This window comes from Bacillus sp. ISL-57 (assembly GCF_018613135.1).
Lineage (GTDB): Bacteria > Bacillota > Bacilli > Bacillales > DSM-1321 > Peribacillus > Peribacillus frigoritolerans.
This window is the reverse complement of sequence record NZ_JAGGQV010000007.1, coordinates 122,090-137,028: the sequence shown is the minus strand read 5'-3', so window position 1 is coordinate 137,028 and position 14,939 is coordinate 122,090. Positions and strand designations below refer to the sequence as shown.

General features: G+C 40.3%; 14 protein-coding genes and 1 pseudogene. 10 read left to right on the top strand and 5 right to left on the bottom strand.

Annotated elements, in window-relative coordinates:
* Nucleotides 1-35: 35 nt before the first annotated feature.
* The 6 genes from J7I90_RS12010 (at nt 36) to J7I90_RS11985 (ending at nt 5,039) form a co-directional block, all read left to right on the top strand.
* Entirely contained in the window at nt 36-1,451 is a 1,416-nt protein-coding gene (locus J7I90_RS12010; RefSeq protein WP_214771883.1) for an amino acid permease, read from the top strand.
* 256 nt (nt 1,452-1,707) lie between these two features.
* Nucleotides 1,708-2,067 carry an SRPBCC domain-containing protein gene (locus tag J7I90_RS12005; protein WP_251025242.1) on the top strand — a complete coding sequence of 120 codons (360 nt, stop codon included), beginning with the start codon at nt 1,708-1,710 and terminating at the stop codon, nt 2,065-2,067.
* Nucleotides 2,068-2,217: 150 nt separating this feature from the next.
* Nucleotides 2,218-2,556, top strand: a complete 339-nt coding sequence (locus tag J7I90_RS12000; RefSeq protein WP_214771882.1) for a VOC family protein — start codon at nt 2,218-2,220, stop codon at nt 2,554-2,556.
* Nucleotides 2,550-2,699, top strand: coding sequence for a hypothetical protein (locus J7I90_RS11995; protein WP_214771881.1), 150 nt, complete (start codon nt 2,550-2,552; stop codon nt 2,697-2,699). The genes J7I90_RS12000 and J7I90_RS11995 overlap by 7 nt, the downstream gene beginning before the upstream one ends.
* Nucleotides 2,700-3,126: 427 nt before the next feature.
* Nucleotides 3,127-4,263: a YibE/F family protein gene (locus J7I90_RS11990; RefSeq protein WP_396020431.1), complete on the top strand. Its 1,137-nt coding sequence runs from the start codon at nt 3,127-3,129 to the stop codon at nt 4,261-4,263.
* On the top strand, nt 4,263-5,039 hold the full coding sequence (locus tag J7I90_RS11985; protein ID WP_214771880.1) for a YibE/F family protein: 777 nt from the start codon (nt 4,263-4,265) through the stop codon (nt 5,037-5,039). The genes J7I90_RS11990 and J7I90_RS11985 overlap by 1 nt, the downstream gene beginning before the upstream one ends.
* A gap of 163 nt (nt 5,040-5,202) precedes the next feature.
* On the opposite strand, the gene J7I90_RS11980 is transcribed toward J7I90_RS11985, so the two are convergent.
* A complete protein-coding gene (locus tag J7I90_RS11980) occupies nt 5,203-5,559 on the bottom strand; it encodes a hypothetical protein (RefSeq protein WP_214771879.1) in 357 nt (118 codons plus the stop codon).
* A gap of 700 nt (nt 5,560-6,259) precedes the next feature.
* Here J7I90_RS11980 and J7I90_RS11975 point away from each other — a divergent pair.
* The 4 genes from J7I90_RS11975 to J7I90_RS11960 all read left to right on the top strand — a co-directional run bounded on the left by J7I90_RS11975 (nt 6,260) and on the right by J7I90_RS11960 (nt 11,986).
* Entirely contained in the window at nt 6,260-7,864 is a 1,605-nt protein-coding gene (locus J7I90_RS11975) for a sigma-54 interaction domain-containing protein (RefSeq protein WP_214771878.1), read from the top strand.
* Nucleotides 7,865-7,995: 131 nt separating this feature from the next.
* Nucleotides 7,996-9,147 carry an iron-containing alcohol dehydrogenase gene (locus J7I90_RS11970; protein WP_214771876.1) on the top strand — a complete coding sequence of 384 codons (1,152 nt, stop codon included), beginning with the start codon at nt 7,996-7,998 and terminating at the stop codon, nt 9,145-9,147.
* A 14-nt stretch (nt 9,148-9,161) separates the two neighbouring features.
* Entirely contained in the window at nt 9,162-10,550 is a 1,389-nt protein-coding gene (locus J7I90_RS11965) for a solute carrier family 23 protein (RefSeq protein WP_214771875.1), read from the top strand.
* The gene (locus J7I90_RS11960) at nt 10,547-11,986 is read left to right on the top strand and encodes an NAD-dependent succinate-semialdehyde dehydrogenase (RefSeq protein ID WP_214771874.1); all 1,440 of its coding nucleotides are present in this window, start codon (nt 10,547-10,549) and stop codon (nt 11,984-11,986) included. The genes J7I90_RS11965 and J7I90_RS11960 overlap by 4 nt, the downstream gene beginning before the upstream one ends.
* A 152-nt stretch (nt 11,987-12,138) precedes the next feature.
* Here the strand turns inward: J7I90_RS11960 and J7I90_RS28145 are convergent.
* The 4 genes and pseudogenes from J7I90_RS28145 to J7I90_RS11945 form a co-directional block, all read right to left on the bottom strand.
* Nucleotides 12,139-12,642 (bottom strand): annotated as a pseudogene (locus J7I90_RS28145) (anhydro-N-acetylmuramic acid kinase).
* Between the two features lie 70 nt (nt 12,643-12,712).
* Nucleotides 12,713-12,817 (bottom strand): anhydro-N-acetylmuramic acid kinase, encoded by a 105-nt coding sequence (locus J7I90_RS28140; protein WP_396020430.1) that lies wholly within the window; start codon nt 12,815-12,817, stop codon nt 12,713-12,715.
* Nucleotides 12,818-13,016: 199 nt separating this feature from the next.
* Nucleotides 13,017-14,219, bottom strand: a complete 1,203-nt coding sequence (locus tag J7I90_RS11950) for an MFS transporter (protein WP_214771873.1) — start codon at nt 14,217-14,219, stop codon at nt 13,017-13,019.
* Between the two features lie 25 nt (nt 14,220-14,244).
* Entirely contained in the window at nt 14,245-14,835 is a 591-nt protein-coding gene (locus J7I90_RS11945) for a TetR/AcrR family transcriptional regulator (RefSeq protein ID WP_311381000.1), read from the bottom strand.
* Nucleotides 14,836-14,939 lie beyond the last annotated feature (104 nt).

Here is a 14,939-nt window from a genome sequence, read left to right as displayed (position 1 = left end):
CATAGGTTTAATAGATAAAATAAGGACGTGATTATATGGGGTATGGACTGGAGAATAATGATCAGCTGAAACGCTCAATGAAAAGACGCCATTTATTTATGCTTTCACTTGGCGGCGTTATTGGTACAGGGCTTTTTTTAAATGCAGGCTATACAATTAACCAAGCGGGGCCAGGAGGTGCCTTGGTCGGTTATCTAGCCGGCGGTCTAATTTTGTATATGGTCATGGTCTGCCTTGGCGAGCTAGCCGTTCATATGCCGGTTACAGGATCATTCCAAAAATATGCTGCCGAATATATTGGGCCTTCCGCTGGTTTTTCTCTAGGATGGATGTATTTCGTAGGTTCTGCCGCAACTGCAGGAGTTGAATTTACGGCAGCAGGAATATTGATGAAACAATGGTTCCCCCATAGTCCTACCTGGATTTGGTGTGCGGTGTTCATAGTGCTTTTATTTACATTGAATGCATTAACGACAAGAGGTTTTGCAGAGGCGGAATATTGGTTCGCTGGAATAAAAATCGTTGCAGTGATTTTGTTTATCTTGATTGGAATCGCTGGTATCTTTGGTTTTGTCTCTTTATCTGATCGTCCAACCCCATTCTTCGAGAATTTGGCTCCCTCTGGTCTTTTTCCAGTTGGCGGCATTACAATTATCTTTGTGACAATGATGAATGTTATATTTTCTTATCAAGGCTCGGAACTTATCGGAATTGCGGCAGGTGAAAGTGAAAAACCTGAAGAGAACATCCCAAAAGCCATTCGTAACGTACTATTTAGAATCATTGTTTTTTACATTTCGTCCATTATCATCCTTTCCGCCATATTCCCTTCTTCGGAATTAGGCCTATTGGAAAGTCCTTTTGTAACTTTGATGAAGATAGCGGGGATACCTTATGCAGCAGGCATCATGAATTTCATTATTTTGACAGCCATTCTTTCAGTGGGGAATTCATGTCTGTATGCATCTACAAGATTGCTTTGGTCGATGGCCCATGATGGAATGGCACCAAAGGTATTTGGTCTATTGTCCAAAAGGAAAGTGCCATTGAATGCCCTTCTTTTTACGATATGCTTTTCACTTCTCTCGTTATTGACTAGCTTCATTGCGGCAGATACTGTGTTCGTGATACTTATGTCCATAGCCGGTATTTCCGTCACGATCTCATGGATGGGAATTGCCTTATCGCAATATATGTTTAGAAAGAAATTTATTAAAGCGGGTGGTAAAACGGAAGACTTACAATACATAGTACCATTTTACCCATTCGTCCCGTTGTTTTGTTTAGGCTTTTGTTCACTGATTCTAGTATTCCTTGCCTTTGACCCTACTCAACGAGTCGGACTGTTTTATGGAATAGGATTTTTGGTAGCCTGTATATTATTCTATAAATTTAAATTGGCCAAGAAAGCAGAATCGAACACGAACTTGGAAAATGAAAAAATATTGTAATAGATTGCTATATCGATTGCCCGTTCGTATAAAAGGTTAGCCAGTTTTTTTACTGGCTGACCTTTTTTTAATCATGTAGCTGCGGTCACTTGAATGATTATTTACTGAATCGGGAGGGGAAAACTGACATTTTGACGAAATAGAAGGAATATCATATTACGAAAATAGGAAGGAGGAATGGAAATGTCCGATAACAAAGTGACTAATAACATGACAACGAGTATAGAGGGGCGGGATCTCGTCATGGAGCGTATATTTGACGGGCAGCGGGACCTTGTTTTTAAAGCATTTTCAAATTCTGAGCACTTGGCTGGGGTGCACAGATGAAAACCAAAGTGAATTTTATGGCCAAGAATCTTGGGGGAAAGCTGTTTATCAAGAAATAACTGTACCCGAGAAGATTGTCTTAACGGACATGTTTGCAGATGAAGGAGGCAACGCAGCCGACGGTATGCCAGTTACACTGGTAACGTTGACGTTTGTTGAACACGAGGGTAAGACAAAACACATCATGCGTTCTCGATTCGATTCAGTCGAGGGGCTTCTGCAAGTAATGGGACAAGGATGTGCCTCACAATTTTACCGCCTCGACGACCTTCTGGAAAAGCATCAGTAGAGGATAATAAGGTTTAGATGCTAAATAACAACTCATGTCATATGACCTTAACATATGCGAATCTTACTTAAGCAGGATCGCTTTTTTACAGCTAAGGACAATGGAGCATGTGGGGAGAAGGAAAACAAAACCTAAAAATGGGGGGAAGTAATGAAAATCAATCACATAAATTTAACTGTTAATGATGTTACAGCTTCACGTGAGTTTTTAGAAACATACTTTGGATTGACATTTGCAGGAAGTAGGGGAGATGGGTTCGCTGCAATGAAAGATGATGATGGTTCCATATTGACTCTGATGAAAGGAAGCAATGTACTATACCCCAAGACTTTTCATGTTGGATTCATACAAGAAAATGAAGAACAAGTTAACAGGATCAATCAGCGGTTGAAGGAGGATGGATTCAAGGTAAAACCTCCACAACACTTACACGGATATACTTTCTATGTAGAAGCGCCTGGAGGATTTAACGTTGAAGTACTGTGTTAAAAGTATATAGAGATGAAATGTCGTTTTTTAAAGATGAATTAGGTGGAAAAACTGAAAAAGATTGTAGTGATAGTGCTGAAAATGCTGAATTCACACAAAATATTACTGCAATGGAAATGCAAGGATTTGTTCAAATCAATTGATGGAAAAAATGAAAATACCTACATTCATTACACTCTAGGGAAATTCCAAAGTTCGGGCGATGGAAGTAGTCGTGCTCTAGAAATCCACCTAGCATCTCTGAGATACTAGATTTTAAAAAGATCTTCTATGTATTCTTGAATCATTAACGATTTTACTAAACGATAATTATACGAATATAAGGGCAATACTACTTAGGAATTGTAGTATTGCCCTTAGTTTTTCACCACTGATGATATTGACAATAAGGTGATGCTTCTTTCCAACTTACAGGGGAGACGTTAAGGTGGTAAATCGGACTTTGTTTTCGCAAACCAAATTCATTCATGATAAGATAAATAAAATCAAATACTAGTAGGGCGGGGTGGAGCCAATCAATTCTGGCTCCTCCCTGCTTTTTTTGCCCACCCGATATTTGGAGGTTTTATTTTGAATGTTATCGTAAATAAATTTAAAAAAATGGGATACAAGCAGGTTTCTTTGTACGCCGTCATAGCACTTTGTTTTGTCTTGTCTGTTTTCTTTGTTCATCACAATTATTCATTCTATGAACGCCCACTAGCCAAAGTCATCAAAACAAATCTGGAAAATACAACTGAATTGAATGATATGTATCAAAATGAAGATCGACTATTTACCCAGAGTATAATAGCCGAAATACAAAATGGAAAAGAAAAAGGAAAACTTATTCATTTGAAGAATGAATATTCCTCATCCGGAGCTTTTGATCAAGAATATCGAGTTGGAAATGATTTATTTGTTTCGATTGATACGAAGACAAAAGGAAATTCAGAGTTGACTGGAACGATAAAAGACGTAAAACGGGATAAATTTGTGTTGATTGTAGCATGGGTTTTTATCTTTACATTACTTATCGTTGGAAAAAAACAAGGCCTGCTTTCAATTATTAGTTTGGCAGTCAATGCCATATTATTGTCATATGCATTAGATTTTTATTTGAATACATCAAACATTGGTTTGGTTTTGATATGCAGTATAAGCATCATACTATTTACGGTCTTTTCCCTTTTACTCGTTAATGGTTTTAATGAAAAAACATATGCAGCCGTTATTGCGACACTGTTAGGGACATTTTTATCTCTGCTCATCGCTTATCTTGTAATGTGGTTAACTTCAGAAAAGGGCCTTCGATATGAAGAGATGCAATTTATCACCCGTCCGTACAAAATGGTGTTTTTGGCAGGGTTATTTATCGGTTCTTTAGGAGCCGTAATGGATATAGCCATTACCATGTCTTCTTCGATTTTCGGGTTGTATGAAAAGAATAACCACATATCAGTAAAAGCACTTAAAACTTCAGGATTAGAGATTGGAAAAGACATAATGGGAACCATGACAAATATTTTGTTTTTTGCCTATATAAGTGGTTCCATTCCTATGATTATTTTGTATTTGAAAAATGAATCCGCATTGGGTTTTACCCTTTCCATGAACCTCACATTGGAATTGGCCCGCGCCCTAGCTGGTGGTATCGGAATCGTGTTAACTATCCCGATCGGTCTATATGTCTCTATTTTTTTCATTAATCGAAAGAGGGAAAGATAATGAATGTATTAGTGTTGCTAGCGTTTATACTATTTATATTAATGATCTTGATTGGCGGAAAAAAAGGGGCACGTTCATTTTTTGCTTTGTTTCTAAACTTTGGTGTGTTACTTTTCGCCATCATTTTTATGACTAATCCATATATTGATCCGTATATCGTAACATTGATTGCATGTACGGTTATTAGTTATATTAATTTATTTTTCATTAATGAAGTGAACATTACAACAAAAACAGCATTCATTTCTACTATTATCACGATTGTCATTGTCCTCTTTTTTATTGTCATTGTGACGGAAAATGCGATGATACAAGGTTTCGGTGAAGAAGAAATAGAAGAGCTTAGCATCTTTTCCCTTTATATTGGGGTGGATTTCGTTAAAATTGGAGCTTCTGTAATTATTATGAGTACCATTGGCGCGATTATCGATACAGCCATGGCCATTGCATCTCCCATGCGAGAAATGTATCATCACCATCCATCCATTAGCAAGAAAGAATTATTCACATTTGGACTGAGTATTGGGAGGGATATCTTAGGAACATCTACGAATACGCTATTTTTTGCCTTCTTTGGAGGCTATTTGGCATTGCTTATATGGTTTAAGGATTTGTCCTATTCTGTTGGGGAAATCGTAAACTCAAAAATATTCAGTGCTGAAATGATCACTATATTTTGTGCTGGAACCGGAGTAGCCCTGATAATTCCTATTACAGCCTTGATTACTGCTTATTTTTTGGTGAAAAAAGGAGAAAATAAAGAGAAAGCTATATAGGTTTCATGGCAAAAAAGCTTATGGGCACTCATTTGTATAATTAGAATAAGTCTTTGTTTTTTTTGCAAATGATTGTCCATTTTCTCCCGCATACGACCGTTTCATTTTTGAGGTCGGTTGGTGGAACAAGATGCCATATTGCCTATATAAGCTTACTGCCATTTTAACTCGGAGTAATACCCGCTTTACCATTAAACGCCTGGTAAGCGACATTGACCATTTCCGGGGGACCCATATATTCTTCCCCCGGTTCAATTACAAAGCCTTTGTCTGCAACGAGGTGAATCAGACGTCCATCCTCCGTCATGATAAATATAAAGACCCATTCAATTACGCCTTCCTTTTCTTGAATCATGGTTAGTTTTTGTTTTAATTTCTGGGAATAGGAAATTTGCCGGTTCATGTTTTTTTGTAGACTCGTACCTTCCGTTCCAATCAACTGGAACTTCTTTTTTAAGAAAATATTGAAGGGAAACTGGCTCTTCTTCTCCAATTCGTTTAAACAGTCTGGCGGTTTCATCAATTTTTTGACAAAAGGAGTTTCGAATTGCATTCGCCCCGAACCAAGTTTTTTACTAGTTTATACGGATGAAACCCTCACTAGATTGAAAAGATTTGCGATACTCCTGCCGAAATACTGGATAGCCGAGACCCTCAGGCGCTTGCGCTGAGGGGGCTTGGCAGACAGTCGGCGGATGGGGAGCGGATCTCTGAAATCAGCTGCAACTTTTTCAATGCAAACTGAGTTTTCATCGAGTTTGTCTAGAGTCGGAAACCTAATCCAAATACGGATTAGGTTTTTTTCAAACTGTCTAGAAACCTCTTAAAGTCTTCAAAAAGAAGGTAAAGTAGTTGTTTCTAAACTTATATAACTGAGAGTCAAGGTATTCAGCCATTTCGCAAGCTGATTTCATATTAACAAATGAGGCAGTTTCCCATGTGATGATTGAAAAAGCATTGGTATGAAAAAAGTGTCTACCAATGCTTTTTTATCGCTTTCAATCAAGAAGGGGCATATAGGGATTATGTTCTTGCCATTGTATTACTTAATGTGGGTGTCTTTGGTTGTAGTACATAGTATCATTAAAAAGATAAGGACATTACATAATGCTCACAAACGGAGAGGAAGTGCCTTGACTATCAAAGAGTACTTCAATCAAGGAAGAAGAGTTCTATCAAATGTTAAAGACAAGTCAGGAACACGTTAGGAGTGAAGATAGATGACTAAGTTTTATTCCGATATGACAGTGGAGGAAGCAATATCATGTTTCCCCATCGGAAGCACTGAAGTGGAAGTTTTGGATGATTCAGAGGATTTCATCGGATTTTTGACAATAGAGGCGTTATCTGCGGCAGTGCAGCAGAGTGATTTGACGAAGCCCATTTCTCATTTCATTACGGTTAATGCACCGCTGCAAAATTTACGGAATTACTCAATACCATATGATCAATTTCAAGCATTCTTTGAGAGTGATTTATGCAGGGTTGTATTTAATGCCCTGTATGATGGCGTGTATATCACGGATGGTGATGGAACGACATTATTTATCAATCAAGCTTATCAGCGCATTACTGGAATAAGAGAAGAGGAAATCATCGGAAAACCGATGAGTTATTTAATTGAGCAAGGTATGATATCCGTTTCAGCTTCATTGGATTCCATTCGAACGAAGAATCAAGTTACTTTGACACAAAGAATTCGAAACGGAAGAAAGATCATCGTATCGGCCACACCTATTCTATCGCCACAGAACGAAGTCATATTTGTCATAAATAGTGTCAGGGATATTACTGAATTAATCCGGATGAAGTATACGATTGACAGCCAAAAGTTATCTTTCCAACCTATTTCTCAATTATTGCCTGGCTCGGAACAGGTCAATTTACAGGAAATCATCATTGGACCTACTACAACTCCTTTATTCAAACTGGCTGATAAAGTGGCTAAAACGGATGCGAAGATCTTGTTACAGGGGGAAACGGGAGTAGGGAAGAGTTTAATCGCCAAGTACATACATGCCAAAAGCTCCAGGAAGGAAAAGATTTTCCTTGAATTAAATTGCGGAGCCATTCCAGCGAACTTGGTGGAATCTGAACTTTTTGGATATGAACCAGGGGCATTTACCGGATCCCTTAAGAATGGAAAAATGGGGATTTTTGAAAAAGTGAATGGTGGCACGTTATTTTTGGACGAAATTGGGGATTTACCTTTAGAGTTACAGGTGAAACTTTTGAAAGTGGTAGAAGAAAACAAGTTTATGAGAGTGGGTTCTACCGAAATGAAAGAAGTGGATGTCAGGTTAATTACAGCCACCCATCGCGATCTGGCCACCCTCGTGCAAGAAGGATCCTTCCGCGAAGATCTTTATTACCGGCTAAATATCGTATCCTTTGAAGTCCCGCCTTTACGTCAGCGAAAGGAAGAAACGATCCCGCTTTTAGAAATGTATTTGAAAAAATTCAATGAAAAATATAATGAAAAGAAAAAGATGACACCGGAATGCTATGAATGGCTGACGAACTATTCGTGGCCTGGTAATATACGTGAGCTTGCGAGTCTTGCAGAGCGGCTGGTCGTCACGACTTATGATGATAGTATTGATTTACCTAATTTACCATCTTTCATCCAGCCAGTCTTATCAAGGAAAACTACTACACATTCTTTGAAGGAAGCCGTTTCCGAGCTGGAGCGTTCGCTAATATTGGATGCGATGAAAAAATATGGGACTACAAGGGCCGCTGCCATTTCTTTGGATATCAGTCAAAGCGCTTTGGTACAAAAAATGAAAAAATTTCACATTCGATTAGAAAACGAATCGAATTAGTTTTTTTGATTTGATTTCTACTCATTGTTGATCCTGTTACCCATGAAAAAAAAGGTATCTCCCTTATAAATTAGGCGTTTTCACTTTGGCATGATTCCTGCATTAGTAAAAACATGAAAGGGGAGATAACCATGAATATTTCTATTTTTTCTATGGCTAACAAATTGGTGACAGGAGCAGATTCTTTACAGCAGCTGACTGAAGAGGTTACGCGATTAGGGATGAAGAATCCGTTGATCGTTACAGATAAAGTTTTAGTGGGTGCCGGGGTTGTGCAAAAGGTTGAGGATCTACTTTCAACAGCATACGGTATTTTCTCGGATGTGAATCCAGAACCGGAAATTGAAATCGTTGAGCAGTGTGTACGGTCAATCAAGGATGGAAATCATGATGGACTGATTGCGGTAGGCGGTGGAAGTGCGATGGATATTGCGAAAGCTTCTTCCGTCATGGCTACGAATTCAGGCAGCATCGAGACCTATTTCGGTACGAACTTGATTGAAGTTCCAGGCCTGCCTTTAATAGCCATACCGACGACGGCAGGGACCGGGTCGGAAGTGACGAATATTTCGATTTTATCGGATAAAAAAGAACAGGTAAAGAAGGGAATTGTAAGTCCGTACCTTTTACCGGATGTAGCGATTGTATCGCCCATCATGACGCTGACTTGCCCGCCAAGTGTGACTGCTGCGAGCGGAGTGGATGCACTTGTTCATGCAGTCGAGGCCTATATTTCCAAATTTGCGTCGCCCGTTACAGATGCCTTGGCAATCGGGGCCATGAAGTTAATCGCTATACATTTACCAAAGGCTTATGCTGCCCCAGATAATCTGGAAGCACGGGAAGCGATGATCACTGGAAGCCTAATGGCAGGGCTAGCTTTTGGAAATGCCGGTGTTGGAGCTGTTCATGCGCTAGCTTATCCGCTTGGAGGCCGCTTCCATTTATCACATGGTGTCAGCAATTCATTATTACTTCCATTTGTCATGAAGTGGAATAAAATTGCATGTTTGCAAAGGTTCCGCGACATTGCTGAAGCACTTGGAGAGAAAGTCACTCATTTAAATGATGATGAGGCAGCGGATAAAGCGATAGAAGCGATGACCAGAATATGTCGTTATGTTGATATACCACAGTCACTAAGTGAATTTGAAATTCCTGAATCGGCTTTAAGTGAAATGGCTGCCGAGGCCATCAAACAAGTCCGTTTACTTCGCAATAATCCCCGTGCATTAAACGTCCGGGATATCGAAAAAATATATCGTTCAGCCTATGGCTTTTAAGTGGAGGAAACAATATGAAATGGAAAAAACGCCGCTACGGAGAAGAGACATCGTATATACCTGCGGGACCTTTCAAGATTAGACTGCCATTTGTCCATTATCGTTTTGAGTGGCCTGACTACGTTCAAGGATTATTGATGTGTGCAGTTGACCTTGGAGCGATAACGCTGCTTGCAGACCATCTCGGTATGCCTTTTGATGTGGCTCTAGCCGTCGTTATCTTGAATGGATTATTATACTTGGCGCATCATTTACTCGGGGACCCGGTTATACCAGGTTGGATTACACCTGCGGTTCCATTGCTTGTATTGTTCGTCGGGCAATTTCCGGAAGGGCCTGATCGGGTCTATGCACTCGTTGCGTTTCAAATAACATTAGGTATTTTATCGATATTGCTAGGAATGACCGGACTTGCCAGTAAGGTCGTGCGATTAGTGCCGAATGCAATCAAATCAGGCATTATTTTAGGGGCCGGTATTGGTGCTGTCGTTTCCATTTTTGAAGTGGGTGGAAAGTTTGATTTATTTCCTTATACAATTAGCATTTGTATCGGCTTTGCTTTTTATCTGCTTTTTTCGAAAAGTTTTGGAAAATTGAAAATGCGAAATAAAGTTTGGGTATTCATAGGGAATTTAGGGATATTGCCGGCAATTTTGCTCGCGGTCTTTGTAGCCCCAATTTTTGGAGAAGCAAAATGGCCTGATATCCAATGGGGATTCAGCAGTCCGGATTTTGCTACGCTTTGGTCAAACTATACTGTTTTCGGTTTAGGTTTTCCTGCCTTGACCTTCTTTTTAAGTGCGATTCCAGCTGTTTTTGCTACTTATTTAGTCGTATTCGGGGATGTGCTCAAAACAAAAGCGCTGCTTTCTGAATCCGATGAGGTCAGGGAAGATGAAAAAGTGGACTATAATCCAAACAGAGCCCATTTAATTTTTGGCGGCCGAAATGTGATCATGAGTTTAATCGGACCTGATATAACAATGTGCGGTCCGTTGTGGGCAGCCATGCAGGTCGTGGTTGTGGAACGATTCAAGAATGGCAAGAAAGCCATGAATTCTTTCTTCGGCGGTGCCGGCTCGTTCCGTTGGGGTACGAATACAGGGTTGTTCTTATTGCCGGTAGTCAGCCTGGTGGAACCCATTCTCGGTGTCGCCTTGGCCTTGACGCTTTTGGTTCAAGGATATGTTAGCGTACGCGTAGGCGTGATGCAGGCGAAGAGCCAACGCGACCTGGGAATTGCAGGTGTCGTTGCTGCCATCCTTGTTATAAAAGGTGCTGGCATGGCGTTTGCTGCAGGCATTCTATTATGTGCCCTATTATATGGCAAGGACTTTTTCAAAGGAGAGAATGATAAGACTTTTACAGATCATGGAGAAGAAGAGGGGAGTAAAGCATCATGAAAAAAGTAGTGGAAAAATGGCCAATTTATATTAACGGAGCACCTATTCATACAGAAAGTCATTTTGTAGTGGAAAATCCAGCAACATTGGAGCCTGTGGGCTATGTTCCGGACGCTAACGAAAAAGAGGCAAAGGCTGCTGTGGATGCAGCTCAAGCTGCTTTTTTGACTTGGTCGAAAACGAGTGCTTACCATAGGGCGGAATTACTTGAGAAATGGTACACAATCATTGAGAATAGGCTGGATGAAATCGCAACGATCATGACCCTGGAACAAGGAAAGCCATTGGCAGAGGCAAAAGGTGAAATGAAATATGCCTCAAGTTTCGTGAAATGGTACGCTGAAGAAGCAAAGCGCAACTATGGGGAAATCATACCAGCCTCCGTTGCATCAAAGCGTATTTTAGTGCAAAAGCAGGCAGTCGGTGTCATTGCTGCCATTACCCCTTGGAATTTTCCTGCTGCCATGATCACGAGAAAAGTGGCGCCAGCTCTTGCTGCGGGATGTACCGTGGTCATCAAACCCGCGGAACAAACGCCTTTGACCGCTTTGCTATTGGTTGAAAGTGCTCATGAAGCGGGCATTCCGGCTGGTGTGATAAATATTGTAACTACACAAAAACCAGGAGATGTATCAGACGTGTGGATGAATGATTCACGTGTTAAGAAGATCACATTTACCGGCTCCACTCCAGTAGGGAAACATCTAATGAAAAAGGCGTCAGAAACAGTGAAAAAAGTCTCGCTTGAACTCGGTGGATTGGCTCCATTTATCATTGCTGAGGATGCGAATATCGAAGAAGCAGTAAATGGTTTGATTCAATCAAAATTCAGGAATGCTGGACAAACATGTATTTGTGCGAACAGGATATTCGTCCATGAGACAATTGAACAGCCGTTTTTACAAGCTTTCGAACAAGCCGTTTTAGGTTTGAAGGTTGGAAATGGAATGGAAGGAGCCGATCTTGGTCCATTGATAGATGGAGCTGCAGTTAAAAAGGTTCGGCTACAATTGGAGGATGCTGCAAGAAAGGGGGCCATCCTCCATAACACCTCAAAAGTCGATGAACAACAAGGCCATTTCATAGCACCAGCCATACTTTCCAATGTAACAGATGATATGCTGTGCATGCAGGAAGAAACGTTTGGGCCAATTGCGCCAATCAGTACATTCAGAACCGATCAAGAAGCGATAGATCGAGCCAATAACACGAATTTTGGCTTGGCAGCTTATGTGTATACCGAGTCACTTAATAAGGCGGTTGCCTACTCGGATGCACTTGAATATGGGATTGTCGGTATTAATGACAGTGCCCCATCCACTGCCCAAGCGCCATTTGGAGGCATGAAGGAAAGCGGAATAGGCAGGGAAGGCGGACACCACGGCATGGATGAATATTTAGAAGTGAAGTATGTCTCCATGCAGCTTGGCCAGTAAAAAAACGGAAGGGTCCGCCATGATTCTTAGGGCAAAAAAAGAGTGGAAGGCACATCAATTATCGATGTGCCTTCCACTCTTTTTCAATGTTTAAAATGCATTTTTACAGATAGGAAGGAGGAAAGGTCATATTTCCAAGGATGACATCGGTGTCAGCACCAGTAGCCATGGGGAACGTTACTTGTATGACCATGGAAAGTCTCATTTGCAAGTAATGCAAAGGCCACCGCTTCTTTCGCTTCAGAAGAGTATCCCAACTCTTCTTGAGTCAAAACTCGAATAGAATTTCCAAGCAGTGTTTGAATCATGTTTAATAACGTTTTGATATAGCTACCACGCCGCCAATGATCACTTCTTCAATACTGTTTTTTTGAGATGAAATTTCGATAGTTTTCCGCAATGGACTTTGCTGTAAACATCGTTACTGTTGCCAAAATATCTTGGTTTGGAAGCGATTCAAACATCTTTAATAGTTTTACTACATATTGCTTTCCAAACAATTCCCTGCCCGTAGATTTTGGTGGAGGGCCCATAATATAAGGAAGACTGATACAATAAGATAAAAGTTCGTCATTGATTTGTCCTTGTTTAGCTATGTTTCCACATTCGTCATAGGTTATATTGAACAATTGGCGGCATACTTCATCAATGATCATATTCCCAGGCCCTGTATCAAAAGCGTACATGTCATCCAAAGATGCTTGCTTGGGGTAAGACGGTTACATTTCAAATGCCACCTATGTTTTGAAGTAATCGTCCCTTTGCTTCACTTCTATAAAGAATGTATTCGTTAAAAGGAACAAGAGGAGCTCCTTGTCCACCAGCAGCCATGTCCATCGTCCGGAAATTAGAGATTACAAGTGTGTTTGTATCGTGAGCATGGTAGTAATAATCTCGTTCTCAAAAGATTACTAAAAACCCCCCTTGCCCAAAAATGGGCAAGGGGGGTTTTTTAGTAGAATATCATTTTTAAAGTTTGAGATTTTGCCAGATTGAAAGGAAAGATACGATTAACAATCCGGGACTTTCCTTATTTCGCTAAGCTTTCTGTCAATCGGTTTTCTTTCCAAATGACTGTAATGCCAAGACCAATGACGATAATGACAGCAGCGAAAAGATAAGGGTAGTGGATGTTTACGTCAAAAAGCAATCCTCCCATGGATGGCCCGGCGATATTCCCTAAGCTCGTATAGGTGGAGTTCATACCAGCAACGAAACCTTGTTCTTTCCCGGCAGCTTTTGATAAAAATGTCGTCAATGCCGGACGAAGCAGGTCAAATGCAAGGAATATGAAACAAGTTACCACTAGAACTGCCGAAAAACTGGAAATCATAGTGGATGCTACCGCAAAAATGGCCCCGACGATTAAACATAATTGGATAAGCTTCTTTTCGCCGAGAATATCTACCAGCTTTCCAAACATGAACACTTGCACAACAACTCCGAAAATAGAGCTTATTGTAATGATAATGGCAATATCCTTAGGCGTGAAGCCGAATTTATGATCAGAAAATAGGCTGAAAACCGTTTCATAGGCTGACAAACCAAAAGCGAGTACAAATACAATGATGAACGCAATGAAGTAAAGCGGATTCAGAGATTTTTTTAAATCGCCGATAAAGTTCGTTTGCTTTGTATTAGCAGAAACCTTTGCAAGCTGTTCCTTTGTCATCGGTTCTTTTAAAATGAATATTGATGAAAGGCAAGCTATAAAAGCAATGCCCGCCGCTAGGAAGAAGGGCAAGCGTATACCATATTCTGCAACAAAGCCACCGATTCCTGGTCCTATTATAAAGCCCAAGCTAATGGCCGCTGAAATATAGCCCATTGCTTTTGGCCTTTCTTGAACGGATGTAATGTCCGCAACATATGCAGTAACACCTGGCATGATAAAGGCGGCACTGATTCCGCCTAGGATCCTAGATAAATAAAACACCGACACATTTGTCCCTACACCGAAGATCAGTTCCGAAACACCAAAAAGGAATAAGCCGATGATGATGATTTTCTTTCTGCCGTAACGGTCAACCCAACGACCTGCGAATGGAGACATGACAAGCTGTGAAACCGCAAATACGGCAACCAGATAGCCCATCGTGCTTCCGGATAAATGCATGATATTCATAAATGACGGCATAACGGGGATGATGAGTCCTATTCCCAGAAAAGCAATGAATATATTGCTTAGAAGAATAATTAATACCGCCTTTTGATCTTTAATTGGTTTATTCATGTTTTAACACCACTTTCTTTGTGAATCATTTTTGCGAAATACCCCTCCAAAACACTTTCCAGGAGGCTGATAATTTATCATTCAGCCGTTTCTCATCATTGCCGTATACAAGCTCAAGCAAAATGGAATCCACGACTCCCAAGAATGCATAGGTCGGCGTTATGGCTTCATCTTCGACGATTAATTTGGCATTGATCCAATCATTGAATTTACATTCCAGGATCGCCTGCACCTTTTCCTCGATATCTACCACTTCCTGCCCGATTTCTTTTTCAAGATGCGCTGGCGGAAAAAAGGACATACGCAGCCAAAACTTTATATGCTCATTTTTTTGGAAAAGGTCGATGACCAATTGAAGAAATCCGTATAAATCTTTTTCAGGATTTTTTGAATCAACTTTACGCAAATATTTGAGTTTCGACGATAGCTCCGTCTCTTTCGCATCACGTAAAACTTGCAGGAAAAGATCATCCTTGCCTTTAAAATGAGCGTAAATGGATTGCTTCTTCATGCCGACTTCTTCAGCTATTTGAGAAAGCGAAGCTCCTTCATAACCATGAATCGTGAAATATTTTAGAGCGGCTTCCTTAATTTCATTACTTTTCAATAATATCACCTCATAATTTAACGAACGTTCGTCAGTTATAATAGCAAATTACCTTATTATATGCAAGCGAATATGGTCATAAAAAGGTATTATGTCCGAAATCATTGATAATT

Coding starts and splice junctions, on each gene's coding strand:
- J7I90_RS12010 (WP_214771883.1), top strand. CDS start 36: ATGGGGTATGGACTGGAGAATAATGATCAGCTGAAACGCTCAATGAAA.
- J7I90_RS12000 (WP_214771882.1), top strand. CDS start 2,218: ATGAAAATCAATCACATAAATTTAACTGTTAATGATGTTACAGCTTCA.
- J7I90_RS11985 (WP_214771880.1), top strand. CDS start 4,263: ATGAATGTATTAGTGTTGCTAGCGTTTATACTATTTATATTAATGATC.
- J7I90_RS11980 (WP_214771879.1), bottom strand. CDS start 5,559: ATGAAACCGCCAGACTGTTTAAACGAATTGGAGAAGAAGAGCCAGTTT.
- J7I90_RS11975 (WP_214771878.1), top strand. CDS start 6,260: ATGACTAAGTTTTATTCCGATATGACAGTGGAGGAAGCAATATCATGT.
- J7I90_RS11970 (WP_214771876.1), top strand. CDS start 7,996: ATGAATATTTCTATTTTTTCTATGGCTAACAAATTGGTGACAGGAGCA.
- J7I90_RS11965 (WP_214771875.1), top strand. CDS start 9,162: ATGAAATGGAAAAAACGCCGCTACGGAGAAGAGACATCGTATATACCT.
- J7I90_RS11960 (WP_214771874.1), top strand. CDS start 10,547: ATGAAAAAAGTAGTGGAAAAATGGCCAATTTATATTAACGGAGCACCT.
- J7I90_RS28140 (WP_396020430.1), bottom strand. CDS start 12,817: ATGGCTGCTGGTGGACAAGGAGCTCCTCTTGTTCCTTTTAACGAATAC.
- J7I90_RS11950 (WP_214771873.1), bottom strand. CDS start 14,219: ATGAATAAACCAATTAAAGATCAAAAGGCGGTATTAATTATTCTTCTA.